Source organism: Planctomycetia bacterium (assembly GCA_021413845.1).
Classification (GTDB): Bacteria; Planctomycetota; Planctomycetia; order Pirellulales; family PNKZ01; genus PNKZ01.
In genome coordinates, this window is sequence record JAIOPP010000025.1 from 16,820 (window position 1) to 41,255 (window position 24,436).

General features: G+C 61.1%; 20 protein-coding genes. 15 read left to right on the top strand and 5 right to left on the bottom strand.

Translation table 11 applies throughout. The annotated features are described in order from the left end of the window. The 3 genes from K8U03_05270 to K8U03_05280 all read right to left on the bottom strand — a co-directional run bounded on the left by K8U03_05270 (nt 1) and on the right by K8U03_05280 (nt 2,590). Nucleotides 1-822, bottom strand: a complete 822-nt coding sequence (locus K8U03_05270) for an MOSC N-terminal beta barrel domain-containing protein (protein MCE9604298.1) — start codon at nt 820-822, stop codon at nt 1-3. 4 nt (nt 823-826) lie between these two features. Next, on the bottom strand, nt 827-1,657 hold the full coding sequence (lepB, locus tag K8U03_05275) for a signal peptidase I (protein ID MCE9604299.1): 831 nt from the start codon (nt 1,655-1,657) through the stop codon (nt 827-829). A gap of 84 nt (nt 1,658-1,741) precedes the next feature. Continuing rightward, a complete protein-coding gene (locus K8U03_05280; GenBank protein ID MCE9604300.1) occupies nt 1,742-2,590 on the bottom strand; it encodes a hypothetical protein in 849 nt (282 codons plus the stop codon). Between the two features lie 215 nt (nt 2,591-2,805). Here K8U03_05280 and K8U03_05285 point away from each other — a divergent pair, with 215 nt between their 5' ends. Together K8U03_05285 and K8U03_05290 are read left to right on the top strand one after the other, a co-directional pair. Further along, nucleotides 2,806-4,179 (top strand): MFS transporter, encoded by a 1,374-nt coding sequence (locus K8U03_05285; protein ID MCE9604301.1) that lies wholly within the window; start codon nt 2,806-2,808, stop codon nt 4,177-4,179. 214 nt (nt 4,180-4,393) lie between these two features. Further along, nucleotides 4,394-5,212, top strand: a complete 819-nt coding sequence (locus K8U03_05290) for a sugar phosphate isomerase/epimerase (GenBank protein MCE9604302.1) — start codon at nt 4,394-4,396, stop codon at nt 5,210-5,212. Nucleotides 5,213-5,256: 44 nt separating this feature from the next. On the opposite strand, the gene K8U03_05295 is transcribed toward K8U03_05290, so the two are convergent. Beyond that, nucleotides 5,257-7,353, bottom strand: coding sequence for a fused MFS/spermidine synthase (locus K8U03_05295; protein ID MCE9604303.1), 2,097 nt, complete (start codon nt 7,351-7,353; stop codon nt 5,257-5,259). Between the two features lie 551 nt (nt 7,354-7,904). Here K8U03_05295 and K8U03_05300 point away from each other — a divergent pair. From K8U03_05300 to K8U03_05345, 10 genes are all read left to right on the top strand, one after another. Then, nucleotides 7,905-8,471 carry a prepilin peptidase gene (locus K8U03_05300; GenBank protein ID MCE9604304.1) on the top strand — a complete coding sequence of 189 codons (567 nt, stop codon included), beginning with the start codon at nt 7,905-7,907 and terminating at the stop codon, nt 8,469-8,471. After that, a complete protein-coding gene (locus K8U03_05305) occupies nt 8,468-8,989 on the top strand; it encodes a pilus assembly protein (GenBank protein MCE9604305.1) in 522 nt (173 codons plus the stop codon). The genes K8U03_05300 and K8U03_05305 overlap by 4 nt, the downstream gene beginning before the upstream one ends. Before the next feature lie 67 nt (nt 8,990-9,056). Then, the gene (gene cpaB / locus K8U03_05310; GenBank protein ID MCE9604306.1) at nt 9,057-10,163 is read left to right on the top strand and encodes a Flp pilus assembly protein CpaB; all 1,107 of its coding nucleotides are present in this window, start codon (nt 9,057-9,059) and stop codon (nt 10,161-10,163) included. Nucleotides 10,164-10,322: 159 nt separating this feature from the next. Beyond that, nucleotides 10,323-12,227, top strand: coding sequence for a pilus assembly protein N-terminal domain-containing protein (locus K8U03_05315; GenBank protein MCE9604307.1), 1,905 nt, complete (start codon nt 10,323-10,325; stop codon nt 12,225-12,227). 88 nt (nt 12,228-12,315) lie between these two features. Further along, the gene (locus K8U03_05320; GenBank protein ID MCE9604308.1) at nt 12,316-13,536 is read left to right on the top strand and encodes a response regulator; all 1,221 of its coding nucleotides are present in this window, start codon (nt 12,316-12,318) and stop codon (nt 13,534-13,536) included. A 217-nt stretch (nt 13,537-13,753) separates the two neighbouring features. Further along, a complete protein-coding gene (locus K8U03_05325) occupies nt 13,754-15,067 on the top strand; it encodes a CpaF family protein (GenBank protein ID MCE9604309.1) in 1,314 nt (437 codons plus the stop codon). Nucleotides 15,068-15,113: 46 nt separating this feature from the next. After that, nucleotides 15,114-16,073 (top strand): type II secretion system F family protein, encoded by a 960-nt coding sequence (locus K8U03_05330; protein MCE9604310.1) that lies wholly within the window; start codon nt 15,114-15,116, stop codon nt 16,071-16,073. Nucleotides 16,074-16,077: 4 nt separating this feature from the next. Next, on the top strand, nt 16,078-17,067 hold the full coding sequence (locus K8U03_05335) for a type II secretion system F family protein (GenBank protein ID MCE9604311.1): 990 nt from the start codon (nt 16,078-16,080) through the stop codon (nt 17,065-17,067). Between the two features lie 186 nt (nt 17,068-17,253). Continuing rightward, nucleotides 17,254-17,811, top strand: a complete 558-nt coding sequence (locus K8U03_05340; GenBank protein ID MCE9604312.1) for a hypothetical protein — start codon at nt 17,254-17,256, stop codon at nt 17,809-17,811. A 185-nt stretch (nt 17,812-17,996) separates the two neighbouring features. Beyond that, complete coding sequence (locus K8U03_05345) at nt 17,997-19,838, top strand: tetratricopeptide repeat protein (GenBank protein ID MCE9604313.1); 1,842 nt, start codon at nt 17,997-17,999, stop codon at nt 19,836-19,838. A gap of 40 nt (nt 19,839-19,878) precedes the next feature. Here the strand turns inward: K8U03_05345 and K8U03_05350 are convergent, their stop codons facing one another. After that, on the bottom strand, nt 19,879-20,691 hold the full coding sequence (locus tag K8U03_05350) for a formylmethanofuran dehydrogenase subunit C (protein MCE9604314.1): 813 nt from the start codon (nt 20,689-20,691) through the stop codon (nt 19,879-19,881). Between the two features lie 216 nt (nt 20,692-20,907). Here K8U03_05350 and K8U03_05355 point away from each other — a divergent pair, with 216 nt between their 5' ends. The 3 genes from K8U03_05355 to K8U03_05365 all read left to right on the top strand — a co-directional run bounded on the left by K8U03_05355 (nt 20,908) and on the right by K8U03_05365 (nt 24,326). Then, nucleotides 20,908-23,118 (top strand): fused MFS/spermidine synthase, encoded by a 2,211-nt coding sequence (locus K8U03_05355; protein MCE9604315.1) that lies wholly within the window; start codon nt 20,908-20,910, stop codon nt 23,116-23,118. Nucleotides 23,119-23,139: 21 nt separating this feature from the next. Beyond that, nucleotides 23,140-23,787: a molybdenum cofactor guanylyltransferase gene (locus K8U03_05360; protein ID MCE9604316.1), complete on the top strand. Its 648-nt coding sequence runs from the start codon at nt 23,140-23,142 to the stop codon at nt 23,785-23,787. A 62-nt stretch (nt 23,788-23,849) separates the two neighbouring features. Next, the gene (locus K8U03_05365) at nt 23,850-24,326 is read left to right on the top strand and encodes a tRNA (cytidine(34)-2'-O)-methyltransferase (protein MCE9604317.1); all 477 of its coding nucleotides are present in this window, start codon (nt 23,850-23,852) and stop codon (nt 24,324-24,326) included. The last annotated feature ends 110 nt before the right edge of the window (nt 24,327-24,436 follow it).

Here is a 24,436-nt window from a genome sequence, read left to right on the forward strand (position 1 = left end):
TTAGACGAGGTCGACTCGATCGCCGAGCCGGATCGTCTTCTCGGTCTCGGAGAAGCCGAGCCGGGTGTTGACGCTCAGGCGGTAGTAGTGGTCGAACGGCTCGCGCGCCGCCCACCGAGGGAGGGTGTTGCGGCGCCGCTCCGCGAAGGTTTGCGCGAAGCCGCGAAAGACTTCGCCGGTTTGCGAATCGCGCGTCGGCACGACGCACCGCGCGCAAGGGTTGACCCCCGCGAGGACGACGTCGCCGATGCGAAACGGCACCACCTCACGCGTGTCGGGCGAAGCGTACGACGAGAAGAGTCGATCTTCCCAAAACGCGGGGCACTCTTCCTCAGGGTCGTAGGCATCGGCGGCGGCGTCGACTTCCAAGTTGGCTCGAAAGCGGCGGCGCATCTCCGCGACGTCGAGCGACGGGAACCAGCGCGCCGTTTCGAGGAGCGTCGGCACCGAGATCAACGTAGCGCCGGGCGAATCGCCGTCGTCGGGAAAGCCCGACTCGCGATTCTCGATGAAACGCACGGGCGTGCCGAAGTATTCGCCGCACCAGCGTTCGAGATCCGCGTTGCCGGCCGCGAGCGCGAAGGTCGCCGAGGGGCGATCGGCGGCGGAGAGCGTGACGGTCTCGGCGGCAAGATCGAACGTCGACCGTAGCCGATGCATCGCCGCGTAAGCTTTGCCGTTGACGAATTTGCCGTCGGGCTTTTGCAGCGCGAAGCGGCGGTCGTTGCGCAATCCGCCGGCAGGCGTGAAACCGGATTCGTCGACCTCGACGCCGTCGAACGACTTGATCGGATAGACGATGATCTTCGTCAGGCGCGGCATGCGATTATTCGATCGTGTGGAGAAACGGCGGCTTCCCGAAGTGAAAGAGCTTCGTGCTGACGATGTGCGGTCGCTTCGCGTAAGCGAGCACGCGGCTATCGTAGCCCGACGTGATCGAATCTTGCGAAACGAAAAAACAATCGGCCGGGACTTTCAGCATCCGCGGCGATTGCGGCACCTGCAGAGCGATCGGCAGATGCTCCGACGGCGCGACATGACGCTCGATTTGGCCGTTGATCACGTAGCGTTCCTTGGAAATCGAAATCATATCGCCGGGCACCGCGATGATCCGGCCGATCATCAACGTGCCGGGCTCCGTGATCTTGTTATCGGCATCGAGCTCGAACAAGACGACGTTTCCGCGTTGCAAACGTGCGTCGTCGACGCTGCGGTGGAACAGCAAGCTTTCGTCTTCGGAGATCGTGGGAGACATGAGCGAGCCGCCGAACGCGACGAGCTTATACGAATTGAGCACGACGACGGCGAAGATCGCGACCGCGATCCAAATGGCGAGCGCACCGAGCCAAGGGTTGAACGAAGAAGGGGCCAAGCTCGCGGGAGGCCAAGCCGTGTAAGTGCTGAAAAGCTCCAAGCCCCAGAGAACGGTGCCGGCGATGATGAAAGCGATCGTCGCCAGCAGGAGCGTTTGCGAAGGGACTATCGCCGTGGCGATGGCGGCGACGAACGTGCCGATGCTCGAAAGGTAGCAGAGCGCGGCCATGGCGGGACGGCCGAGGTAGGCGAAGCCGGCGCCGGGACAAACCCAGGCCTTGCGACGCGCCGTCTTACGATAAGCGAAGACGTTGATTTCGGCGGCGGGTGTCGTGGTTGCCAAGAGGAAGTTCTTTCGCGGCGAGGGGCGCGTTGCGGGCGATATTGCTCTGCGGTGATCGGAACGGGGGCTGTATCGATCGGGCGGTTACCAATCCGTTAGCCGCTTACGCTTGGCAGCTTCGGCATCGAGCACTTCGTTGATCGGCTGGCTTGGCTTCGGAAGCGGGGGCCGACGCGGAGCGCCCGAGGCGTCGTCTGCGGGTTCTTCGTCGACCTCTTCGTCTTCGGCTTCCGCGGCGATCGCGGCAAGCCGCTCGTTGGCCGATTTGATTCCTTCGAACGTGCCGCCGACGACGACGGCCAGCGTGCCGAAGATCGACAGATAACAACCGAGGGCGACCCCTTGCGAGTAGCCCGCGCCGTTGACGTCGGGGGCATTGAAGTAGAAGGCCAGCACGGCGATCAGGTAGATGGCGCCGAGCGCCGTCCAAACCCAAGGAATCGTCCAAGCGAAGTCTTCGAGCTCGGGCTTGAACTTCGGCGCAGCGAACCACGCCGCTCCGGCGATGACGAACAGCACCCCGAACCAACCGGTGCCGGTCGACCAGCCGAAGAGGGACATGCTGCCGCTGCGGAGCGAGACGTTCTCCAGATTTCGCAGCCGCTGGTCGTAGTCTTGGCCGAAGGCGGCTAGGTAATAATCTCGGTTAAGGCTTTGATTGGCCTGCCAAGCGACGCTGTATTGAGCGATGCGGCTATCGTAGTCTTTCTTGTCCTCGGCGGTCATGTTGGCGGTGATCGCTTCTTGCGCGGCGGCATCGGCGACGCTCACCCCTTGTTGCTCATACACGCGCTCTTTCTTGAGCCCCCACCACGACATGACGAACGAGAGGACGATCAGACCTGCGCCGATGTAAACGAGTCGCCGGCTGTTGGTCCGCGCCTTCTCGATGCCGAGAGTGAGCTTGGCTTGAAGTTCTTGAGGAGTCGTCACGGATGAAAGGTTCCGGAAAGAGAAGCGAAGAATGGACAAGCCACGGAAGTGCGGTGGCGTGCGCGGCCGATTCTCCGAGTTTACCCCCTTCGACACTCGATTCAAGCCGCGAGCGAGCTGAAGACCGTAAGAATCGTAAGCTTCATCGGACCGAGTTGCGCGTCGGCCGCGCTTTCGTCTCGTCGGCGCATCGATTCCGTTCTAAAATCGACGCCATGACCACGCTCCCCCGTTCGTCGCCCGACGCTTCCGATGAATTGCCTTTAATCGCCATGACCGGGGCGATTGAGGAGTCGTCGATCGGCGCCGGACCGAGCGAAGAAGACGGACGTGAAGTGCGCAACGTCGTGGCGCTGGCGTCGTACGACGTCATCTTGCGGATCGGTTGGATCTTCAAGACCGAAAGCGTCATCATGCCCGCCTTTCTCGACTTGTTGGCGGGGCCGGGCTGGATTCGCGGCTGCCTGCTCGTCGTCAATCGGTTCGGGCAAAGCGTTCCTCCGGCATTCTTTGCGCGCCGGCTGCGCAAGATGCCGCAGAAGAAGTTGGCGCTGGCTGCGTGGACGTTTGCGATGGGCCTGCCGTTTCTGGCGCTGGCCGCGGTGTGGCATGTCGTCGGCAACGGCCCGCCGGCGTGGATGGCCGGCTTGTTCTTAGTGCTGTATGGAATCTTTTCTTGCTGCCACGGATTGAATCAGCTTTCTTATAGCACGTTGCAAGGGAAGCTCGTGCCTGTGCGATTGCGCGGGCGGCTGATGGCGCTTGCCACGTTCTCGGGCTCCGCCGCGGCGATCGTGTTTGCGTGGTGGCTGATGGGAGACTGGCTGCAACGCTCCGACGGCGGCTTCACCTATATTTTCGGCTTCACCGGATTGATGTTCGCCGGCGCGGCGGGCTTGGCCTTGTTCATTCGCGAACATGCCGACGATCACGAACGCCGAGGCGAAGTCGTCGACCATCCTCTGCGAGGTGCGTGGGATGTCTTGCGTGAGGATGCGAACTTCCGCAAGCTTGCGGTCGTCGTGATGTTTTCGGTCGTCGGCACGGTCTTGTTCCCGCACTATCAGGCCATGGCCCGCGAGGAACTGCGCCTGACGGGAGAGAACTTGATGATCTGGGTTATCGTGCAGAATGCCGCGGTCGGGATGTTCGGCTTGCTGTTGGGTTGGGTGATCGAGCGGCGCGGAGAACGGCTCGGCTTGCGCATCGCAGTGTTTTGCAACGCGCTCGCGCCGCTCGCGGCGCTGGGGATCGCCTCGTTGAACGTTGACGAAGGGCGGCGCTGGTTCTGGGTCGTGTTCATCCCGCTCGGCATGACTCCGATCTCGCTCAAGACTATGGTCGGCTACACGCTCGAGATTGCGCCGGAGCACGATCACCCGCGCTATCTCAGCACGTTGAGTTTGTGCCTTGCTGTGCCGTTTTGTTTTTCGCCCCTCGTGGGCTGGTGCGTCGATCTGTTCGGCTACGAGCGCGTGTTCGTCGGAGGAGCCGCGTGTATTGCACTGGCCGGAGTCTTAACGTTCGGGCTCATCGAGCCGCGCCACGCTCGCCGTGCCCCGTTGCCGGATTCGAGCACGATCGTTTGAACTCGCCGGCGCGCAGAAAAGCAAGATCAAGATTCAGCGAGTTTTTCTATGATTCGGCAGAAGAGTGCCGGCATCCTTCACGTCGCTTTACAGAACCACGACCATGCGAGATACTGGCTCGCACATGAGGGAATGTGGTTCGCAAGCGCCGCTGATGTTATGCCTCGGCGCGAATCTCAGTGAGCCGATGAAGAGTTTGTAGGAGCGCACACGGATGGCGGTGTTGTCGATAAGCGAGCTGACGACCTTTCGTTGGTCGTTCGAGGAAGACGTGGCGCAGGTGCGCGAGGCGGGATTTCGCGCAATCGGCGTTTGGCGACAAAAACTCGCCGAATACGGCGAAGCGAAAGGGATCGAGCTACTGCGCAAGTCGGGGCTCGCCGTTTCGAACCTGCAATGGTGCGGCGGCTTCACGGGCAGCGACGGCCGGTCGCATCGCGATGGCCTGGAAGATGCCCGCGAAGCGATCGAGCTCGCCGCGGCGTTGAACGCCGGCTGCCTGATCGTCTACAGCGGCGCACGAGGCGGTCATACCTTTAATCATGCCAAGCGGTTGCTGCGCGACGCGCTCAAGGAGCTCTTGCCGATCGCACGAAAGCACAAAGTAACGCTGGCATTGGAGCCGATGCATCCGGATGCGTCGGCGGAATGCACGTTTCTCAACGACCCGCTCGATGCCTTATCGTTGATCGAAACGTTTCACGATCCGCATTTGAAGCTCGCTTTCGATACTTACCACATCGGCTTGCTGCCGGACTGGCAAGCGAAGTTGAAGGCGGTAGCCGAGCATATCGCGGTCGTGCATCTCGGCGACGGCACGGCCCCGGTCGATCGAGAACAAGTGCGCACGCGGCTTGGCGAAGGGATCGTGCCGTTGCAGGAAATTCTCTCGGCATTGCAAACCGCCGGCTTCGACGGTTATTACGACGTCGAACTCGTGGGGATGAACTCGGAACCGGCGCGCTATCCGGAACTGCTCGCGCATTCGCGCGATGCGTTCACGCGCCTGACGACGCTCGTGCAACTACCTTAACGCGGTACGCTATTGCCTCGAGGCTTCGCTTGCTGCCGACTGCTTTAATGCAGCAACACTTGCCGCAAGCTGCCGAAGTCATCGGTCCAGAGAATCGGGTCGAGCTTCGAAGGGATCGGCCGGAAGTGGGCCGTCGCTTGCGGGTCGTTTAAGAACTGCGTGTTGCGCGTCAAGATGAGCCAATCGGAGCGTTGCATGGATTTGCTCCGATCTTCGGCGCTTCCTAACGAGCGAATCTGCAACTGCAACTCCGCGGCATGCGCTCGCACGACCGGCGCCAGATCGACGTTGTCGTTCGAGATGTTCATCACGATCATGCCTCCTTCGGCAAGATGCGCGTCGTAGGTGCGGAAGCACTCGCGAGTCAATAAGTGCATCGGCACGGCATCGCCGCTGAAGGCATCGATCACGAGAATATCGAACTTCTGCGAGCCCGAGATCAGTTCGCGCTCTAAGCAGACGCGCGCATCGCCGAGCACGATCTCGTTCGACGCGCGGCTGTCGCGCAGGAACGAGAAGTATTGCTGAGCCATGCGAATCACATCGGGATTGATCTCGTAGTAGCGGATCGAATCGCCGGCCTGTCCATAGGCGGAGATGACGCCCGCCCCGAGCCCGACGACGCCGATGCGCAGGTTGCGTCGGTCGGCTTCGGCTGATGCGCGGCGAGGATGCAAGCTCGCGGCGACGGCGAAGCCGCTGTCGGGCCCATAGTACGAGGTCGGCATGCGGCGCAAGGCTTCGTTCGTGAACTGCACGCCGTGGACGATCCGGCCGTGAACCATTGCGACTTGCGGGCCCACGGCATCGCTTTCGCGATTGACGATCTTCAGCACGCCGTAGAAGTTGCGAGCCGCGGTGATCTCGGTCGCATCGGCGGCGAACGCTTGTTTGCCGAGCGCAGCGCAAAGAGCCATGCAAGCGCAGCCCAGGCTGCACCAGACCCAAAACGGCTTCAATCGATACAGCGGAGAGCGTGCATCGCGCTCCAGGCATACGAGCAGCAGCACGCAAGCCGCGGCGAGCCCGAGTTGGTATTCGACGTAGCCGCTGAAGAGGCGCGGAGCGACGAGCGCGGTGAGCAACCCCCCGAGCGCACCGCCGACGGAGATGAGCAGATAAAACAACGTCAGATGCGAAGGATGCGGTTTCGCCCGGACGAGCTCGCCGTGGCAGGTCATGCAGACGGCGAACAGCGCGAGGCCGTAGACGACGAGTTGCGTGTCGTGTCGAAACATCGGGCTGTTGTCGACGACGTACCAAGCCGCACAGGTCGACAGAGCCAACAACGGCCCGAAGACATCGCGGCGATACCAGCGCGGCGCATCGAATGTGAGAATGAACGAGATCAAATAGATCGCCAGCGGCACGATCCAAAGAAACGGCGTGACCGCGACTTGCTGGCAGATTTGATTCGTCGTCGCGAGCAGCATGACGGAAGCGGTGCAAGCGAGCAGAATCCAGAGCAGCTTCGTGCCGCTGGAGACCGCCGCCGGCGCACCGGCTTGCGCACGCACGAGCGTAGTAGCGGCGCTGCTGGATAGCGGTGCTTCGGTTTTCGAGAAGCGGATCAGCTTCACGGCGTTCCAGCCGCAGACGAGCGTGAAGGCCGAGTAGAGCATCGACCACACCGCGGCTTGCGTGCCGAGCTTCAACGAGGGTTCGACCAGCAGCGGGTAGCTGAGCAGCGCCAACAGCGAGCCGAAGTTCGACAGTGCATACAGGCGGAACGGCGAGCGGTTCGGATATTCGCGTGCGAACCAGCTTTGCAACAGCGGGCCGGTCGTCGAGAGCAAAAAGTAAGGAATGCCGATCGTGTTGACGAGCAGCAGCAGAATACGCCACGACGGCGACTCTTCGCCGCTCGGCTTCCACGAGTCGTCCGGCACGATCGGCAGCATGACGAGCGACGCTAAGAGCAAGATGAGATGCACGATCCCTTGCGTGCGGGGCTTCATGCGCGTGGTGGCGAAATGCGCGTAGCCGTAGCCGGCGAGCAACAGCATTTGGAACATCAACATACAGGTCGTCCACACGCCGGGACTACCGCCGAACCAAGGCAAGATGTATTTGCCGATCAGCGGTTGCACTTGGAAGAGCAGGAACGCACTGAGGAAAATCGTGACGGCGAAACGGAACATGACGAGCCTTCATGTGGGCGCACGCGCTGGGCATAGATTGATGCTTTTACGCGCTGGAAAACGGAGCCGCGACGGCTGCCGTAGCTCGAAAAATATAGGTTTCGTTCCGGGAGCGGCCGCCAAAGTTTTTGCGAGCTAACTTGGAACGGGAATCGCCGGCGCCGCGATCGCTCGACGAAGCGTGGAAAACAACCGACGAGTGCCCGACGGTACGACCGCTACGACACGCATTTTCGGCCGCGCAATAATCGGCACCATGCGCAACCACGGTACGCTTTGCGTAGGGTTCCGAAATCCACATCCGTCCTAGCGATTCGTGACCTATGTTTTCAGTAGACGTACCGTGTATGCGCTAAAAACGAACTTTTCCAGACCGGAAAAATAGCCATGTATCCGACCTTGCCGCTCGAACCGGCCGCCGTCGTTCAAGTCGTGACGGCCTTGTTCACCCTGTTTACGACGCTGTTCACCTGCATGTTTTGCCTCCGCGGATAATCCTGAGCGGCGACTTGCCGCTCGTTAAAAAACTTCGAAATGGGACGCTCAATACGATGTTCGATTTTCATGAAATCTTCTCCGCCGTCGTACGACACTGGCCCATCTGGGTTGTGACGACGACGCTCGTCGTCGCGGCCGTCATCGACGGCATCCAGTTGAAGGTGCCGAATTGGATCACCTTCCCGATGATCATCGCCGGTTGGGTCTACAGCTTCGCCTACTTCGGCTGGGCCGGGTTCGGCTGGAGCATGCTCGGCACCGTGGTCGGGTTGGCTCTGTTGATGCCGGCGTATGCCATCGGTGGCATGGGTGCCGGCGATGTGAAGCTCTTGGCCGGCATCGGGGCCTGGATCTGGACGATGGACACGCTCTATGCGTTTTGCTGGACCGCGGTGTTCGGCGGCGTCATCGCCGTGCTCATGGTCTGGTATCGCAAAGCTTGGGAAAAGCACAGCACGCAGTTCTTCGCGATCATCAACGAAGTCGTAGCGATTAAGGATCCGGAACAACTCGCGACGATCGCCGCCGAACGGAAGCCGCGCATGCTGCTGCTGCCGTACGGAATTCCGATGGCGATCGGCACGATCTTCTACTTCGCAATGTCGGGAATGTTGATATGAGCCTAGTCACCCCCAATTCGACGAGTACGCTAGCGGCCCTCGCCGGCGCTAGAGGCACCTGGCAACTCGAAAAGTTTTCCCAAACCTCCGCTGGGAAGTTGGAGAAACTTTACCGGTTGTGCCGAAAACAGAGACGGGGTGCTGCCGTCGTCGAGTTCGCAGTGGTGGCGCCGATTTTCATCATGCTGGTGTTCGGCATGATCGAATATGGCCGGATGGTAATGGTTCAGCAGCTGATCGTGAATGCGGCAAGAGAAGGGGCGAGGGTCGGAGTTCTCGACGGCGCCACGACTTCCAACGTCACGTCGACCGTGAATTCCTACCTGACGAATGCTTCGATTTCAGGCGCGACTGTGACGGTTAGTCCTAGTCCGCCTAGTTCTGCCGGATATGGCGCACCCGTGACTGTTACCGTCTCAATTCCTTTCAATCAAGTCAGTTGGTATCCGTCGCCAATGTACTTAGGCGGGAAGACATTAACGACAACAACCGTTATGCGTCGGGAGACAGTTCAATAGCGTTGTGCCGGACGATGCGTTGATAGCACGAACGACAGTCGCGACGAACGTAACGGAGAGTTAAGCCATGCGTCCAAAATCCTTAATGCTGTTAGCCATGGCGCTCGGTTGCGGCCTGATTGCCGCGATCGGCATCAACCAAATCATGGCGCGCCCCTCGAACGAAGTCGAAACGACTTCGATCGTCGTGGCGAAGCGCGAAATCCTGAAGGGCGACCTGATCAAGCCGGACGACATTCGGCTGCAGGAATGGCGCAAAGACGCAATGCCCGAAGGGGCGATCGAGAAGATCGAAGACCTGCAAGACAAACGCGTCCGCTCGTCGATCATTCCGGGCGAGCCCTTGCTCATGGGCAAGCTGCTCGACGACAAAGGGGGGAACATCGAAATTCCCGCCGGCATGAAAGCCGTCACGGTCAAGGTCGACAACGTCAGCGGATTAGGCGGACTCGTTAAGCCGGGCGACAACGTCGATGTGCTGGTGCATGTCGTCGCCGATCAGCAACGCGGCATCATGGCGACCACGACCAAACGCTTCTTGGAAAACGTCAAGGTCTTAGCCGTCGACGACGTTACCGAACGCCCGACTGCCGGCGAACCGTCGATCGCCGCGAAAACGGTTTCGTTGCTCGTCAGCCCGAAGGATGCGATGCGTACGACGCTGGCCTCGGAAATCGGGACCATCCGGTTGTTGATGCGGAGCGCGAAAGATCAAGGAGATTCGGGCGAACAAGGAGTCGGCGACGGTGGCGTAGGCATCGCCGATGTACTGGGTGGTCAGTCGGGCTCCGGCACGGCTGCCGCTGCCGGTGCGGGCGGCTCGGCCCTACCGCCGGGAATCACTCCGCTGCCGCCGGTAGCGGAAGGGGACGGAGTCGGCGAGGCGCTGAACAAGGGTTTCACCTCGCTCGGCGACTTGCTCAAGGAAATGCAAAACGCGCGCGTCAACGGCCCGCCGCCGGAAAAGAAGACTTGGAAAGTGTTGTTGATCGAAGGACCGGAAGCGAAGGAAGTGGAATTCAGCGCAGGCTCGCGGATCGCGCGCACGGTCGGTGGTTTGGAAAGTGCGCCACCGGCCGCAGCCCCGGCGGCTCCGATTCCGGCCGCACCGCCGGTGAGCCTCGGCTTGCCGCCGGAAGACCCGATCGACCGCCAGCCGGATGTCGTGAACTGAGTAGGAATGCCGTAAGAGTTACGAAGCAGGACGGAAGAGCAGAACGGAAGAGACGGAGCTTAACACCAAGGATCTCAGTCGAGACGTAAGTTCGCCGATCGACGAACGAACGAACCGACTGAACTGCCCGCCGACTAGGGCCCATAAGGAAGATCAAGGATGATCTCTCTCGACACTCGCTATGCGACGACTTTGCCGGCGCTTCTGCGCCGCGCCGCGCTCGGCCTCTCGGCTTGGGCCCTCGCTCTGGGCGTAACACACGCACAGCAACCGGCGGCTCCTCCGGCCGAAGCCCCGCGCTCGTCGATCACGATCGCGACCCCTTCGAAGCCGTTTTCGCAATTGGATCTTCCGCCGGTCACGCACCAGGTTTCGGAAGCGGTCGATCGCATCCAGATGATCGTGAACACGAGCCGCATCCTCTCGCAAGAGTCGAAGATCCCGCAGGCGCAGGTCAACAATCCGGAGATCGTCGGACTCACGGCCTTGTCGCCGAACCAAGTGCAGATCTACGGTCGCCGGCCGGGCGTGACGCAAGTCAACATTTGGGATGAAAAAGGAAGCATTCGCACGATCGACGTCATGGTCCACGGCGATGCACAAGAGCTCGCCCGGCTGTTGCACGACACATTCCCCAAGGCCGCGCTACGCATCCGGCCGATCTCGACCGGCGTGATCATCTCGGGCTACGTCGACGATCCGAACCAACAGAGCCGCATCGTCGAAATCTCGCAGAACTATTATCCGAACGTCATCAACTACATCACCGTCGGCGGCGTGCAGCAAGTGTTGCTGCAAGTCCGGATCATGGAAGTGTCGCGAACGAAGCTGCGCAACCTCGGCGTCGACTTAGCCGCGGTGATGCAAAGCGGCAGCGCGTTCGGTTCCGGGGCGGCGGGCATTCTCACGACGACGGCGCTGTCGGCGTCGAACACCATCGCGACTTCCGGGCGGCAGACGATTCCGATCCGCATCTCGAGCGGCGGCGACAACTTCTATGCGTTCGTCGAAGCGCTCAAGCAAAACAACCTCGCTAAGGTGCTCGCCGATCCGAACTTGGTGACCGAAAGCGGCCGGCCGGCGTTTATGAACGCGGGTGGTGAGTTTCCGATCTTGGTGCCGCAAAGTCTCGGTACGATCTCGGTCGAGTATCGTCGTTTCGGTACGCAGATCGACTTCGTGCCGATCGTGATGGGGAGCAACATCATCAACCTGCAAGTTCGCCCGCGCATCAGCGAAATCGACGATACGCGCAGCGTGACGATCAACGGTCAGCAAGTTCCCGGCCTCACGGTGCGCGAGGCCGACACGGCCGTCACGCTTCGCGCCGGGCAGACCCTTGCGATCGCCGGTTTGGTGCAGACGCGCACCAACTCGTCGACGCGCGGTATTCCCGTCTTGATGGATACGCCGGTCATCGGTTCGTTCTTCCGCCGTACCAGCGATCAGATCAATGAAGTCGAGTTGTTGATCATGGTCACGCCGCAGATCGTCGAGGGGATCGATCCGCAGCAGATCTGCGACATCGGCGGCGGGCCGGGAAGCCAAACGACGAACCCTGACGATCGTCAGCTCTTCAATCGCGGCAACATCGAAGTCTTGCCCGATCCTTGCTTCCGTCCGCCGCACTTCCAACGTGAGTTCGCGATCTCGCCGAACGGTGTGAGCGACGTGACCATTCCGCCGCCGGGCCCACCGACGGGTGGCGAGCCGCTCCAAGCGCCGATCCAAGACCTAACGCCGCCGAAGCCGATCTCGACTGAAGACGGCACAAGGCCGAACGGTGCGTTGATCCGTCCGCTCCCGCAAAATCCTCCCAACCCGGCTTTCGACGATCAAAACGCGGCGGCGCAGAACCGCACGCAAGGGTTCTTCGTCTCCGCGCCTCGCAACAACGTCGATCCGATGGGCACGGTCGTGGTGCGGGGAAATTCGGCGGCGCCGCAAAACACCCCGAACCCACAAGGGAATTCCCCGACACCGCAGACGTTGCCCCCCGTACAACCGGAAAATCCGTCAGAGATGGGACTAATCGGCCCAATTGGGTATGACGTGGCGAAATAAATACCGCAGTTTGCAATCCGGCCGTAAGTGCGTCCTATAGTTTCTCACTGCTGGTTACCCGGATTCTTTTTGCGAACCATTCACCGCCATGAGCAACGTCTTACGACTGGCGATTGTCGATCCCGTCGACACGACGCGTAACGCGCTCAAGACCATGCTCTTGGGCATGGATACCGTGTGGCTCGAGGCGGAATGCTCGCGCTACGAATTCTTCGCCGACGTCATTTCGCAGACGCATCCCGACATCGGGATCGTCGTGCTCGACAACAATACGAACAAAGGCCTCGACCTCGTCGAGAAGCTCGGCCAGGCCTCGCCCGATTGTGCGATCTTGGTCATCAGCGCTTCCACCGAAGGCTCGGTGATCTTGCAGGCGATGCGTGCCGGAGCGAAAGAATTTCTCACGCAGCCCGTGAAGCTGCAAGACATTCTCGACGCGCTCGGCCGAATCAGCGAGAAGAAGTTCGGCAAGGGTGAGAACAAGGCCCGCGGCAGCACCGTGATCGCCGTGGCCGGAGCGACCGGCGGCGTCGGCACGACGAGCATCGCGGTGAACCTCGGTTGTGCGCTGGCGAAAGATCCTAAGAAAACCGCGGCACTTATCGATCTCGATCTTTGCCTCGGCGACGCGGACGTGTTTCTCGACGCGATTCCCGATTTCACGTTGGTCGACGTCGCGCAGAACGTTTCGCGGCTCGACTTCTCGTTGCTCAAGCGCTCGTTGACGAAGCACTCGTCGGGCCTTTATCTGTTGCCCCGGCCGGTGCAGATGGAAGACATGGCGCTGATCACGCCTGACGACCTTCAGCGCGTGATCGGCCTGATGAAGGCGACCTTCTCGCACTTAGTGCTCGACCTCTCGAAGGGCTACACCGCCAACGATATGGTCGCCTTGCACATGGCGAACCATATTCTGCTGGTGACGCAGCTCGATCTCCCTTGCTTGCGCAACGTCGTCCGGTTGTTGACGTCGCTCAAGGAAAACAAAGAGCTGTCGGACAAGGTCAAGATCGTCGTCAATCGGGCCGGGTTGGATACGGGAGCGATCACGCTCAAGAAAGCTCAGGAAACGATCGGTCGCGAAATCTTCTGGCAAGTGCCGAACGATTATCGCACGATGATCGAAGTGCGCAACAACGGCGTGCCGCTCGTGGAGCAAGCCCCGAAAGCGAACGTGACGATGTCGATCGTCAGCCTGGCCGAAGCACTTTCCGGCGAGAAAAAAGAAGAAACGGTCGCCGAAGTGGTGGCCGATCCGAAGGCCGCGAAGAGCGGGATCTTCGGCATGTTCAAAGCGAAGGCTAAGTAAGCCTTTCGCCACAGCCGCGCTTCGACGCAGCGGATCTTACGCACGAACGGCCCAACCGCCGGAAACTTCCGTGCGGTTTCCCCTCTCTCAGGCCGCATCGCGAAACTCTCGACGATGCCGCAAAACCGTGAGCTATGGTTTGACGGAAGCAATATCTTGCGCTTTCGTTCTCTTCTCGTAACTTCGTACCGTGAGCGGGTTCGCTATGGCTAAAACAATGTCTCCTAACTTGAAGCCCGGAGATAAAACCTCGGACAACGAGTTTGAGAATCTCAAGCGCCGCATTCACAGCAAGCTCGTCGATAAGCTCGATCTGACGAAAGTCAGCGAGATGGACAACGACGTGCTCCGCCGTGAAATTCGCATGGTGATCGAGCACCTAAGCGATGCCGAAAACACGCTCCTCAATCGGGCCGAACGAGAACGGCTCGTTGAAGAAGTGCTTGACGAAACCTTCGGCTTCGGGCCTCTGGAGTTGCTGCTGAAAGATCCGCTGATCAGCGATATTCTCATCAACGGTCCGAAGAATATTTATGTCGAAAAGCGCGGCAAGATGGAGAAGTCGCCCGTCACGTTTCGCGACGGCGCGCACTTGCTGCAGATCATCGACCGCATCGTGTCGAAGGTCGGCCGTCGCGTCGACGACGTGAGCCCGATGGTCGATGCTCGCTTGCCCGATGGTTCGCGTGTGAACGCGATCATCCCACCGCTGGCGTTAGACGGTGCCGCGGTTTCGATTCGCCGCTTCGGTTCCAATCCGCTCAAGCTCGAAGACTTGCTCAACTACAAAGCCTTCACGCCCGAGATGGTGATGTTGCTCGAAGGAGCGATCAAGGCCCGGCTGAATTGCGTGATCTCCGGCGGTACCGGTTCCGGTAAGACGACGTTGCTCAACACTCTGTCGAGCTTCATCCCGGGCCACGAACGCGTCATCACGATCGAAGACGCGGCCGAACTTCAGCTTCAACAAGAGCACGTCGTGCGCCTGGAAACACGTCCGGCCAACATCGAAGGCAAGGGAGCAGTGTCGGCGACCGATCTCGTGAAAAACGCCCTGCGTATGCGGCCCGAACGGATCATCATCGGCGAATGCCGCGGACCGGAAACGCTGGACATGCTGCAAGCCATGAATACGGGCCACGAAGGTTCGATGACGACGCTGCACGCCAATACGCCGCGCGATGCCGTCGCACGTATCGAGACGATGATCACGATGTCGGGCTTCGCGCTGCCGTTGAAGGCGATGCGTCAGCAGCTTGCCAGCGCCGTCGACTTGATTATTCAAGCCAACCGTCTGCAGGGGGGCGTCCGTCGGATCACGGCGATTACCGAAGTCGTCGGAATGGAACAAGACACCGTCGTGTTGCAAGACATTTATAAGTTCGAGCCGCAAGGGATCGATGCCAACGGCAAGGCTTACGGAAACTTCGTCGCCTCGGGAATCCGGCCGACGTTTATGGACAAGCTCGAGCAAGCAGGCGTCCGCTTGCCGGCGAGTGCGTTCCGCCAGCGCGTGATGATGCAAGCTTAGAGTCGCAACGCTTGATTCGATCGTTTGAGAGTTTCAACGAGGTATTATGAGTCCGCTCATTATTTCCATCGCCGTGTTCGCCGCCGTAGCCGGCATCATCGGTGCCGTCGCGCTTATGTTCCGCGGCAACGGCGAGACGAAAGTCGAAGATCGCCTGAGCATGTTGACGAGCGTCGGCCAAGCGAAGAAAGACGCGCCGGGCGCGTCCGTCATTGCGCAACCGCTCGACGCCGTGCCGTCGATCGTCGAGTTGGCGATGGCCCGCTTCGAGCGTTTTCAGCTCCTCTTCCAGCAGGCCGATACGAACCTCACGCCCTCCCGTTTCTTCTTGATCTCGGGCATCCTCGGCCTCGGCGGCGTGTTGGCGACTTTAGTTGCCGGCATCAGTTTCGCGATCGCTCCGTTCGCATTCGCGGGCTGTGCGACGTTTCCGCTGATGTGGCTCATGCTGCGCCGCAAGCGCCGCCTGAAAGCATTCGGCGCGCAACTACCCGACGCGTTGGAGTTGCTCGCTCGGGCCTTGCGCTCGGGGCATAGCTTGGGAGCGGGCTTCGATCTCGTTCATCAAGAAATGCTGCCGCCGATCAGCGTCGAGTTCGGCCGCGTGTTCGAAGAAAACAACCTCGGTATCCCCATTACCGAAGCCATGAACAACCTCACCGACCGGATCCCGAACCTCGACTTGAAGTTCTTCGCCACGGCGATCGTGCTGCAACGACAGACCGGTGGTGACTTGGCCGAAATTCTCGACAAGATCGGGGCGCTCGTTCGCGACCGCTTCCGCATCTGGGGACAAATTCAAGCCCTCACCTGCGAAGGTCGGCTGTCGGGCGTCGTGTTGCTCGGCCTGCCGATCGTCTTGTTTATAACCGTTTATAGATTGAATCCCGAATACGTGATGGTGCTGTTCCGCGATCCGATGGGCAAGCAGATGCTGGCCGGTGCCGTGGTGATGCAGCTCATGGGTGCGTGGATGATTCGCAAGATCGTGAATATCAAGGTATAGCGCTATGTCGACCGACCTTCTTTTGTTCGCCTTCATCGGTGCCGATCAACTCGTTCCGGTCGCCATCTTCGGCGCATTCGCGATCGGAGCTTGGGCGCTGCTCAACACCGTCGCGGTCGAGAAGCCCCGCGCGCTCGAGCGGCTCGAAGAGTTTAAGAACCCGGGCAAACGCAAACGCCGTTCGGAAGACGAATCGGCGATGAAGAAGCAAGACTCGACGATGACGCGCATGCTCGCGATGGCTTCGCCCGCGCTGGCCGCTCCGCTGCAGCCGACGAACGTCAAAGACGCCGGCAAGCTCAAGCAGAAGCTCGACGAAGCCGGCTTTCGCAACGAAAACGCGCCGGCGATGTTTCTCAGCGTGAAGGTCGCGATGCTCGCCATCGGGCTCTTCTTCAGCGGAGCCGGCGTCGCGCTATTTACCGAGATGAACCAGAAGAACATCATGATCGCCGTCTCGATCACGGGCCTGATGTTCTATATTCCGGAAATCGTGCTGCATTTCATCGGCAAGAGCCGCAAAGAGCAGATCTTCCTCGGCTTGCCCGACGCGCTCGATCTGATGGTCGTCTGCGTCGAGGCGGGGCTCGGGCTCGATCAGGCGTTGCGCAAAGTCGCCGAAGAAATGAAGCGCTCTTATAAGATCATCTCCGACGAATTCGGCTTGGCGAACTTCCAGATGCAAGTCGGCAAGCTGCGCGCCGACGTGCTCCACGATCTCGGCAGCCGTACCGGAGTCGACGACTTGCGGCAACTCGCCGCCATCTTGATCCAGGCGGATAAGTTCGGCTCGAGCGTAGCACAAGCTCTGCGCGTGCAAAGCGAATCGATGCGCACGCGCCGCCGTCAGCTGGCGGAAGAAAAAGCCGCGAAGACGGCCGTTAAGCTCATCTTCCCGCTCGTGATCTTCATCTTCCCGGGCATCTTTGTGATTTTGGTCGGCCCGGCGGCGATCACGATGATCCGGCAGATGTTCCCGGCGATGCAAGGGTAAGAGCCGCGTCGGGTCCGGTTATAGCGACCGCGTAGGAGCGACCATGCGGCCCTCGGCCGGCTCGTTTATCGCGCCGGCAACGACGATAGCTTGAGAATAGTCTCTCGTCGGCGAGCGCATGATGCGCGGGATGTGGAGACTCGTGCTTCGGCTACCGGAGCGTGCGTTTCACACGGAGGTGCTCGAATGTCTCGTTCGCGCCATGCTTGCTTGCTAGCGATTGCGGCTCTGCTGCCCGCCTCGGCGTTTGCCGAGAATTGGTTCTCCAATACCTACCGCGGCTTCTGCAACGAGTTCCGCAGCAACAACCAATGGCCCGAGCAGTTTCTCGACCACGACCGCGCGGCAGCTCGCGCGCCGTTCACCGCGATGGTTGCTGCCGGCTGGCGCTCGCAGAACACGCTGAGTGCGTATCACTTCGACGATATCGCCGGCGACCTGAATGAAACCGGTCGGCTCAAGATGAAGTCGATCTTGTTTGAAACCCCCGTCGATTGGCGCTCGATTTACGTGCTGCGAGCCGACGATCCGGCAGTAACAACGGTTCGAGTCAAAGCGGTGCAAGCATACGGTCTCGGCCTGCTGCAAGGGGAAGCCTTGCCGCCGCTCATGGTCACGACGGTCGAGCCGCGCGGCGCACGGGGCGATGTTACCAACGGCGTTCACCAACGCGTAATGGAAAACGCTCCCGTGCCGGTCCTTCCGCCGGCACAGCGCGACACCGGCTCGTCGTCCGGCAGCTAACGGCCGGCTGCAGCGTTGCCGGCATGTACGAGCCCTCCCCTCGTAATCGATTTGTTTGGCAAACTTGGTCTTCTTCGCTAACGTCGACCCGCGGCGACGGACGAAGAAAAAGATGACGCGCGAGATCCAAGGATGGGATCGCGCCTCATCGTTGCCCGAGTTCGCGTCGCAGGGAGGGTTTTATCGTGGTAATGCACCGTCAAGCGGGTCGCTGGTTGCTCGTGGTCGCGTTGACGACGGCGCCGAACGTCGGCTGCAAGAGCGGCTTTTCGTTTCCGGTTTGGAATCCGTTTTCGAAGCCGACACCGAGCGGTCCGATTCTGCAACGTGAGTCGGATGGCGGCTACATTCAGCCACCTTCCCCCTCGGTAGCCCCGCCGGAACCGCGCGCCGAAGAGTTCGGCTGGACGGCACCGTTCCGAAAATTCGGCGAAACGATCTCGTCGCCGTTCAAGAAGTCGGCGACGAACAAGCCCGCGAAGCCCGTGGTCGCCGAAGACGATCCCGTCTCCTTGGTCTCGAAGCAAGCCCCGGCCGGCGCTACGCTCTACATCTCGCTCGCCAAGCTGCAACACAAGGCCGGCAATACCGAATCGGCGATCGAGCAGTATCAAAAGGCGCTCGAAGTCGAGCCGAAGAATCTTCAAGCCCTCTTAGGGCTCGCGCATCTCTACGACAACGTCGGCGACTACCCGAACGCGATCAAGAGCTACAAAGCGGCCGTCAAGGCGCATGAAGATAGCGCGGCCGCGTTCAACGACCTCGGCCTCTGCTATGCCCGCAGCAAGAACTTGCCGGAGTCGATCACGGCTCTGAAGCGCGCGGTAGAGCTAGACGAAACCAAAGCGCTGTACCGCAACAACTTGGCGAAGGTCTACGTCGAATCCGACCGAGCGCCGGAAGCTTATAAGATCCTCGTCGGGGCGCATGGCGAAGCGGTGGCGCATTACAACGTCGGCTATATGCTGAACGATCGGGGCCAAAAGACGCAGGCTCTCGAGCATTTCAAAACCGCCGCGAAGCTCGATCCGAAATTGAAACCCGCGCAGCAGTGGGTCGAGCTCCTCAGCAAAGGCGAAAGCCAATCGCGCACCGTGGTAGTTCCCCCTCCCGCCGCACCCGTGGTCGTGCCGAGTCTAGTGCCGAGCCTAGCGCCGAACATTGCCCCCGTTGTCGGATCGACGGCGGCGGCACCGAGCGTTGAACCTGCGGCAGGCCCGGTGGTGGCACCGGTCGCAGGCCCTCGCTATACGCAAGTTTCGTTGCCGACCGATGAGTCGCCGGTTGCTCCTCCGGCCGCGAACGTGCCGCCGGCGCTTCCGCTCATCGTCTTGCCTCCGGAAGCCTCGGCCGAAGTCACCCCGTCGGGTGCCGCTTCCGTGATCGCTGCGGCTCGCGCGGTCGGCTCGCCTTCGCCCGGCGCAGCTCCGGAAATCGCTCCGCGAGCCGCTGCCGCTTCAGCGGGGCCGATCGGTCCTTTCATTTCTACACCACCGGTCGCAACGTCGCCGAAAGCGGAAACCGACCCGTCTTTGAATACGCCGATTCCTTCGCCGATCATCGTGCCGGGACGAGCCGAGCCACGCTTGTCGGTCGATTCGCGACCACGCTATTCGACGGAAATGCCGTCGGCCAACGGAGCCGGCGCCGGTCCGATAAAGTTGCCGCCCGCCGCGCAAGACGCACCGAGCCCGACAACGACTCCGCTCCCCGCGCCGGCCGCCGATGAAGAAGGCCCGCGCTTAGGAAAGAAGCAGCGTCCAACCGACACGAATGTCGTCGGCGATCGTTATGCGACGGGCAGCCGATACTCGACGGGCAACCCGGTCGTTGCCGCTCGGCCGCCCGTTCCGGCCGCGCCCATGACGGCTCCGATTCCGCCATCGCAGGGAGCCGTTCCTCCGCTACCCGAGCAGTTCTCGAAGGCGACGAATCAGGGGCCGGTCGCTAAGAGCGGAGCGGCTCCTAGTGCGGAGCCGACTGCACGTCCTGCCACCGCGGCTCGTTATCCGGCGAGCCGCTACTAAGCTTTCGCTTCGCCGCTAAGTGGCGATCGCACATCGAGCGTCAGCTCGCGCGCGTCAGGACTTCCCCTTTGCCGACGGTCAACGCATCGCCGGAGTGCATGCGTAGCTCCGTGGTTGCCAGTCGTTCGTCGACGCTGAAGCCACGGGCGCGTAGCTCTGCGAAGTAAAGCCGTAAGAAAGTCGGGTTGCATCGGCCCGCGGCGCGAAACGTCGGGAGCAATTGCGGCGGCCGGCCGAATATGGCGAGTGTGCCACGACGCATTCCCGCGGCGGCGCGCATGCCGGTCGTTCCGAAGACGAGCATCGTGCCGGCGATCATGTTCCAGGCGGGGAAGTCGCCGGTGTCGCCTCCGACCGCGATCAAGCCCCGCCGCATCAGATAGCCGGCTTCGCTTCCGGAGTTCTTTTCGATCAAGAGCGTGCCGCCGGTCATTCCTCGCGCGCTTCCTCGATACGCGGCGCCGGCCTGATCGCCGGCGGAGCCGCGAACATGGATCAGACCCGACTTCATTTCCGCGCCGAGCCAGTCTGCCACGTTGCCCGCAACATGGATCGCGCCGCCGTGAAGCTCGCTGCCGACATGCCTGCCGGCGTTGCCCTCGATACGCAGCGTTCCGCTTTGCATCTTCGCACCGATCCAATGCACCCCGGCCAACTCGCCGTGCAACGCAACTTGCTCGTCGCTCGCGTCTCCGGCGACGCGAAACAGTTCGCCGAGCGCCACGCTTTGGTTGCCGTGGAAGATCGGGAGCCGCTCGATCGAAGAAGGCGAGAGTGCCTGCAACTTATCCGGCACGATCCCTTCGAGTTCGACCGGCACCGATGTCGTGCCGCGGTAGGTGAGCGTGAGCATGGGCCGAACAAAGAGAAGAAGCGATAAGATAGCGAAGTGATCGTCTCGCGCGACGTCGCACGAATCGAAGTTCGTTCGATTATAGTCCGCGGTCGGCGCATGTCCTAGTCGGGAGCGACGATCGGTCCCCTTGGCCCGTGCGAAACCGTCGGCGATCGATTATCATCGAATCAGTCAGCGTCGTTCGTCATAATCCCTCGTGTGCATCTCTCCGTTATGCATTCTCTCGTTGCCGAGCCGAATCCGCCGGAGCCCGCAACGATCGCCGAACCTTCGCGCTGGTTCGCTCGGGCCGTGGCGACGATGACGTTTCTCGGCGCGTTCTTGCTCTTTCAAGTGCAGCCGCTGATCGGCAACGTGATCCTGCCGTGGTTCGGCGGCACTCCGACGGTCTGGACGACGTCGATGTTGTTCTTTCAAGCGATGCTCGTCGTCGGCTACGGCTTCGTATATCTCACGACGCGTTTCTTGCCGCCGAGTTGGCGGAGTGTATTGTTTATCGCTTGTGCGGCGCTCTCGCTGGCTGCGTTGCCGATCTTGCCCGATGCCCGTTGGAAACCGACTCCCGACACGGACCCGACCGCCGGCGTGTTGCTCTTGCTGTTCGCTTGCGTCGGGGGGCCATACTTCTTGCTCTCGACGACAGGGCCGGCGACCCAAGAGTGGTTTTCGCGAGCCTTCGCCGGCCGGTCGCCGTATCGGTTGTATGCGCTCTCGAATCTCGGCTCGCTGCTAGGTCTGCTCACCTATCCGCTGCTAGTCCAGCCGACGCTCGATCTCCCCGTGCAATCGCGATTGTGGAGCATCGGCTTCGGCGTGTTTGCGTTGCTGGCCGGGTTCTGCGCTTGGCGCGTACGAGGCTTTGCCGACGTTCCCCTGATCGCCACGCCGCAGATCGACGAACCCGTGAAGCGACTGGCCGGCAATAAGAAGTCGCGCGTCGAGGCGGTCGCAGAACCGGCGGCCGCCAAGTCGCCTCTGCGCGAATCGCTCCAATGGCTCGCGCTGTCGATGGGAGGCTCGGTTCTGCTGCTCGGAACGACGAATCATCTCTGCCAAGATGTTTCTTCGTTTCCGATGCTCTGGATCGCACCGCTCGTCGTTTACCTCACGACCTTCATCATTTGTTTCGATCGGCCTCGCTGGTACGTCCGTTCGTGGCTCGCCGTTCTCACGATGATCTTGGTGCCGCTTGCTTGCTTGCCGATTCTCGAAGACGCACGTTACGATTTCATGCGCCCTCGGTTCTTGCCGGTCGCAGTCTTGAACCTGGCGATGTTGTTCGTGGGCTGTATGCTTTGCCACGGCGAGCTTGCTGCCCGTAAGCCGCGCCCGCAACGACTGACGTTTTACTATCTTGTGATCGCCGTCGGCGGCGCGCTCGGCGGGCTGTTCGTAAGCATTATCGCGCCGCTGATCTACACGCTCTATTGGGAATGGATTCTCGCCTCCCCCGGGCTGTTTCTATTCGCCGCGATCTTGCTGGCCGACAATTGGACGAAGGCCGGGTATCTCCATCGGCTCTGGGCGAAAGGGTTGTTCGTCGCCGCGATCGTCGCCGGGTTGCTGCTCGTTGCGCGCAACCATATAGAACGCAGCGAAACGTATGTGCTCGCTTCGGCTCGCAACTTCTACGGCGTCGTGCAAGTCAGCGGCGTCTACGATGAGAAGAACAGCGACGAGTTGAAATGGGCCGTGATGCGGAGCGGGTCGACGCGCCACGGGAGTCAGCTCTTCAAAAGCCCCGCCATCGGCGACAAGGTTCGTCGCATGGCGACCACGTACTACGGCTCGGATAGCGGCATCGGCCGCGCGTTGTTTCGGGCCCGTGAGTTGCCGAAGCCGCACCGGATCGGAGTCGTCGGCTTAGGGGCGGGCACGCTCGCCACCTACAGCCGGAGCAACGACATCTTCCACTTCTACGAGATCAATCCGATCGTAGTCGATTTCGCGAAAGAGTATTTCACCTATCTCAAAGATTGCGAAGGGAAATCCGACGTCTTGCTCGGCGACGCGCGGCTGACCCTCGAAAACGAGCCGCCGCAAGACTACGACTTCTTGATCCTCGATGCGTTTTCGAGCGATGCCATTCCCGTGCATCTGCTCACGACGCAAGCCTTCGAGATTTATCTGCGGCATTTGAACGAAGACGGCATCCTCGCGATTCATATTTCCAACAAGTATTTGAATCTCGCGCCGGTCGTCGCGGCGGCGGCGAAGCGCTTCGGCTTAGAAGGGACGTTGATCTACAGCCGCGACGATCCCGACACGCTTCAACAAGCGTCTCGGTGGGTCTTGATGACGCGCCGCACGACGAGCCCGCTGTGGCAACGCTGGTCGCGCGAGGGCGCGAACTCGCTCGACGCTTTCGACACGATCGAGCCTTGGACCGACGAGCGCAGCAATCTGTTGGAAATTCTCAAGTAGGACCGACAGGGCGAGCCACGCATGCCGACGCAATGGGGAGCGATTATCGTCTGCGGCGGAAAGAGTAGCCGGATGGGAACCGCGAAGGCGTGGCTGCCGTTCGGCTCCGAGTTGATTTTGCCGCGCATCGTGCGGATCGTCGGCGAAGCGATCGCGGGGCCGATCGTCGTCGTCGCGGCCCGCGGCCAGGCGTTGCCGCCGCTAGTCGGCGAAATTGCCGTCGTCGTCGACGAGCAAGAAGATTGTGGCCCGCTCGAAGGATTGCGCGTCGGCCTCGCGGCACTGCGGGGTCGTGCGGGAGTTGCCGGCGCGTCCGCTTGTGCGTACGCCGTCAGTTGCGATGTCCCCCTCTTAAAGCCGGAGCTGATTCGTCGCATCTGCGCGGCTCTCGACGAGGAACCTTCGTTGGCTGCCGCGGTTCCTCGTTGCGGCGGCTTTTTGCACCCGCTCGCTGCGGCTTATCGGATCGAGGCCGTACTGCCGCACGTCGAGCGACTCGTCGCCGCGAGAAAGTTGCGGGCCGCGGGCTTGTTCGAGGAAATCCGTACGCGCATCGTCGACGAAGCGGAGCTCCGCGTGCTCGATCCCTCGCTCGCCGGCCTGCGCACGATGAACACGCCCGAGGAATACGAAGCCGCGCTCCGAATCGCCGGCTTGGCGTCGGGCTAGTTCCGCGTCTGGAGATCGGCGCCTCTTGACCGCGGTTTGCTGCGCCGCGTATTCTGCTCGACGTGAACTACGAACCGCTATTCCACGTCGTCCTCTTTCAGCCCGAGATCCCGCACAATACGGGAAGCGTCGGGCGCACGTGCGTGGCCGTCGGCGCGAAGCTCTGGCTCGTTCGTCCGCTCGGCTTTCGGGTCGACGACTACTATTTACGCCGCGCGGGCCTCGACTATTGGGAGCGTTTGGAGTGGGAAGTGGTCGACGATTGGGCTCAGCTCTGCGAGCGCCTGCCCGTCCGGCAATTCTATTATTTCACGAAGACCTCGACGCGGACTTACAGCGACGTCGCTTACGCGCGCGACGATGTGCTCGTCTTCGGTTGCGAAACCAAGGGGTTGCCGCCGTCGCTGCTCGAAGAGAACCGAGACCGTGCGCTGAAGATCCCGATCCGTTCGGCGGTGCGTAGTTTGAACCTGTCGAACAGCGCCGCGATCGTCATCTATGAGGCGGTGCGGCAGCTCGGCGTGACGTTCGACGGCTGAAGTCGCGGAATTCCGCGCTGCGCGACCCATTGCAATTTGGCGATCGGTTGCGGAAAATCGCTCGTTCACCGTGCGCTATCTTTCGTTTAACAGCTTTCGTTTAACAGACC

Excerpts from the sequence above, each read along its gene's own strand:
- K8U03_05320 (MCE9604308.1), top strand. The coding sequence starts at position 12,316 with ATGAGCAACGTCTTACGACTGGCGATTGTCGATCCCGTCGACACGACG.
- K8U03_05290 (MCE9604302.1), top strand. The coding sequence starts at position 4,394 with ATGGCGGTGTTGTCGATAAGCGAGCTGACGACCTTTCGTTGGTCGTTC.
- K8U03_05295 (MCE9604303.1), bottom strand. The coding sequence starts at position 7,353 with ATGTTCCGTTTCGCCGTCACGATTTTCCTCAGTGCGTTCCTGCTCTTC.
- cpaB (MCE9604306.1), top strand. The coding sequence starts at position 9,057 with ATGCGTCCAAAATCCTTAATGCTGTTAGCCATGGCGCTCGGTTGCGGC.
- K8U03_05355 (MCE9604315.1), top strand. The coding sequence starts at position 20,908 with ATGCATTCTCTCGTTGCCGAGCCGAATCCGCCGGAGCCCGCAACGATC.
- K8U03_05330 (MCE9604310.1), top strand. The coding sequence starts at position 15,114 with ATGAGTCCGCTCATTATTTCCATCGCCGTGTTCGCCGCCGTAGCCGGC.
- K8U03_05350 (MCE9604314.1), bottom strand. The coding sequence starts at position 20,691 with ATGCTCACGCTCACCTACCGCGGCACGACATCGGTGCCGGTCGAACTC.
- K8U03_05285 (MCE9604301.1), top strand. The coding sequence starts at position 2,806 with ATGACCACGCTCCCCCGTTCGTCGCCCGACGCTTCCGATGAATTGCCT.
- K8U03_05360 (MCE9604316.1), top strand. The coding sequence starts at position 23,140 with ATGCCGACGCAATGGGGAGCGATTATCGTCTGCGGCGGAAAGAGTAGC.
- K8U03_05305 (MCE9604305.1), top strand. The coding sequence starts at position 8,468 with ATGAGCCTAGTCACCCCCAATTCGACGAGTACGCTAGCGGCCCTCGCC.
- K8U03_05270 (MCE9604298.1), bottom strand. The coding sequence starts at position 822 with ATGCCGCGCCTGACGAAGATCATCGTCTATCCGATCAAGTCGTTCGAC.
- K8U03_05315 (MCE9604307.1), top strand. The coding sequence starts at position 10,323 with ATGATCTCTCTCGACACTCGCTATGCGACGACTTTGCCGGCGCTTCTG.
- K8U03_05340 (MCE9604312.1), top strand. The coding sequence starts at position 17,254 with ATGTCTCGTTCGCGCCATGCTTGCTTGCTAGCGATTGCGGCTCTGCTG.
- K8U03_05335 (MCE9604311.1), top strand. The coding sequence starts at position 16,078 with ATGTCGACCGACCTTCTTTTGTTCGCCTTCATCGGTGCCGATCAACTC.
- K8U03_05325 (MCE9604309.1), top strand. The coding sequence starts at position 13,754 with ATGTCTCCTAACTTGAAGCCCGGAGATAAAACCTCGGACAACGAGTTT.
- K8U03_05300 (MCE9604304.1), top strand. The coding sequence starts at position 7,905 with ATGTTCGATTTTCATGAAATCTTCTCCGCCGTCGTACGACACTGGCCC.